At 61.3% G+C, this 2,960-nt stretch carries 3 protein-coding genes; 2 read left to right on the top strand and 1 reads right to left on the bottom strand.

Features of this window, described 5'->3' with window-relative positions; genetic code table 11:
• Positions 1-113: 113 nt before the first annotated feature.
• The gene (locus ACSVDD_RS29540; RefSeq protein WP_448192988.1) at positions 114-1,010 is read right to left on the bottom strand and encodes a hypothetical protein; all 897 of its coding nucleotides are present in this window, start codon (positions 1,008-1,010) and stop codon (positions 114-116) included.
• Positions 1,011-2,001: 991 nt separating this feature from the next.
• Between ACSVDD_RS29540 and ACSVDD_RS29545 the strand changes: the two genes are divergently transcribed.
• On the top strand, positions 2,002-2,175 hold the full coding sequence (locus ACSVDD_RS29545) for a hypothetical protein (protein ID WP_448192989.1): 174 nt from the start codon (positions 2,002-2,004) through the stop codon (positions 2,173-2,175).
• A 106-nt stretch (positions 2,176-2,281) separates the two neighbouring features.
• The coding region (locus tag ACSVDD_RS29550) for a transposase (RefSeq protein ID WP_448192990.1) at positions 2,282-2,960 on the top strand (679 nt) is incomplete at its 3' end.

Consider the following 2,960-nt stretch of genomic DNA (forward strand, 5'->3'; position numbering starts at 1 on the left):
AGGCCGCGAGGCAAGCAGGGCTGGGGCATGCCCCAGCCCTGCTTGCCATCACCGCCCGCTTCGGGCATCAAAACCACACGGGACTCCACCCATAGCCGGAGGAAACCTCGGTCTCAGGTCAGAGCCCAAGTGGCCGTCTCGAAGACTCCCCCCTTCACGATGTCGGCGATCAAACGCGACCGTGCGGACTCGAAAGCGGCATGCTCCGATGGGGCCGTGACGCCCGACATCCGGGAATTGGACCAACCGTCGACTAATGTATCGCGATAGTCCGGCGCCAGTGAAGCCGCCGGCTTACCCACCATTACAGCGGCGACACGCGCCTCCTCCAGCTTGGACGATACCGCACCTGCGTCTCCGGCGAGGGAGGCCACCCGGTATTGTAACGCAGCCGCCGATGACTCAACCTGGGACGACGCCAACTGCGTCGTGAGGCTGTCGTATCGCCCCGGTGACGATACGGATGCGGTGCCTTGTATCGCCGCGGCTGCGGCACGCAAATCAGAGAGGGCGGAAGAGGTGGCCGAGATTTCATGGTCGATGGAGGCCGCTCGCTGTTGCAACGCGGCGGCAGTAGACGAGGCCGACACGCCGTAAACCTGTGAAGGTGCCAATCGGGCGCCGATTTCGTCATTGCGCCCGAAAGGCGACGAGAATGCCGAGGCGTGAATGGATGCCACTGTCGCGCGCGCTTCCTCCAGGATGGAGGACGTTACAGCGATGTCGCGTTCGATGGCTGTCACCTGCTGACCCAGAAATACATCGTCGGGACGGGCAAGCCCACTCGTCAGGTAGGAGGCGGACGCACTTTCAAGCAAGGGGTCGCGATAGCCCGCCAGGACCGCTGATTGATATGCTTCTGCTGTCGCAGTTGCCGGATCATTGATGGGGCTGGCGGTAGCAAGCTTATGGCCGGACGATAGTTCCAGCGGATCTCGGAGGGCAGTACAGTAGCGTTCCATTTCCCTATCGTGCATTCGCAAGACATCACGATAATCGTCGTAGGCCATAGCGCTTCTCCTGGCGGCGCCGCACAAGATAAAGCGCCATGGGCGCATTCTACCACAAAAAATAGGGCGTGGTTAGGGTAACTCTGGGCGCATCCCCGGCGTCAGTGCACTGAGCTGCGCTCGGCATCTCGCCCCATCCGGGTGAGACGATCCTTTGCACGCTTGTCCTCGACTCGGCGAGTGGAAGACAGGCTGTGCCTGACCCTTCTTCATGAGAACGGCGGGCTTCGCCTGCAGCTAAACCGTGCAGCTAAACCGCGGCATTCACTGACTTGAAGAAGCCTTAGTCGGAGCTATCGCCATACGGACGGCTACGCTGGCGCCCCAATTCCGGCGCGCCCGGAGGAGGTGGCAGAAGGGTTCTGGGGTAGCTATTCTCATCCACCGCCGCTGATCTTGGATAGGTCGATAGCCGCAAATGCCGAGAGACCACAACCTGGAACGGCGTACTAAGAACCTTGTCCCGCCAAGCAATAACCATGGAGGGATTGTTACTTATAATATCGAGCCAAGTACCGCAAGGTCTCGCTTGTGCCCGCGCTTCCAGCAGTCAAAGTCGTCGCGGCGCCGGGATATTTTCGCCGCTGGATTTTCCGAAAACGGCCGGCGTAGAGCAGCGTTCAAGGTCGGCAATATCGTTTTTGCTAAACGCAGCATCTGCTTGGCAGTCTGCTCAGTCCCTCATCCTTTCGTTTGAGGGAGTGATCCATCAGAGCAATCGCGGTATACTCTTGCCATCCTCATATACCGCCGTGGATATTTTGAAATACGTCCGCGGCTCCGGCAAGGAGGGCAACTATGCAAGTCCCGTTATCATGAGTAAAAAGGAACGGCATCGAAGTACCGTGCCACCGGCACAACGATACCGATCCCATCCACAATTCTCGGCTCCAGGAGCCCGATGCTATACTCAAGCACCACCGACGGCGTGAGTATGGCAGCAAGGCTTTCGGAGCACAAGAGGTCATCTCCGACAATTACGAGGGATGCCATGCCCGAACGTTATGCTCATGTCCGCGTTACTGCGACTGTCCGCGCCGATGTCAGCGACTGGAATCGGAAAACGAGCTACGTAGCGGATATTGAGGTTGCGGCGGATATCACTGAGATCACCCTGCGCCGCATTTCCGACTTTCTGCGTCACAAGAAGCCCAGAGCCTTTTGATGCCATCGGACGACCGCTGAGCGGCGTCCGTCGCAAACCAGCCATCCCACACGGATCGACCTACAGGGCGCCGCCCCCACGCGGCGCCCCATGGGGAGAGTTTGCCATGGCGCAACATTACCTGCTTTCAGCCCGCAGCCGCGGGCTCGGCATCGCCAGCATTTTGGCTCTGACCGAGGCCCAGGCGCACACGGAGTACTGCCGCATCCGCTGGCCGGACACCGGTGGACAGCCGGTGTGCCCCTGGTGCGGCTGCACCGCCTGCTGGATCTGCGGTGCGGAGCGGTTTCGCTTCCGCTGCAAGCGCTGCTTGAAGGATTTCACGGCAACCAGGGGCACGCCATTCGCCAAACACAAGCTGTCCCACCGAATGCTCCTGGCCGTGCTCCATACATTCCTGTGCGGCGTCTCCGGCAAGGCCGCGCTGGAAATGTCGCGGGTGCTCGACGTCGCCTACAAAACGGCCTTTGTGCTGTGCCACAAGTTGCGGGTCGCCATGGGCAGCGAGGAGCAGGCGGGGGGCTTGGGCGGGCCCGGCTGGGAGGTCGAGGTCGACGGCCGCTACAGCGGCGGCTACATCAAGCCGGCGAACTGGCGCGTGAACCGCCGTGATCGCCGTCTCGCCAGGAATCAGAACGGCAAACGGCGGGTCACGGTGGTGATTCGCGCCCGCAACGGCCAGTGCCGCACCTGGGCCTTCCGCACCGAGGAAGGCGCCGTCGATTTCATCATCGGCAAGGTGCTGCCCGGCACCGTGGTGTACGCTGACGATGCCCCGTCCTGGA

The sequence above is a fragment of the Azospirillum terrae genome (assembly GCF_053470425.1).

Excerpts from the sequence above, each read along its gene's own strand:
- ACSVDD_RS29540 (WP_448192988.1), bottom strand. The coding sequence starts at position 1,010 with ATGGCCTACGACGATTATCGTGATGTCTTGCGAATGCACGATAGGGAA.
- ACSVDD_RS29545 (WP_448192989.1), top strand. The coding sequence starts at position 2,002 with ATGCCCGAACGTTATGCTCATGTCCGCGTTACTGCGACTGTCCGCGCC.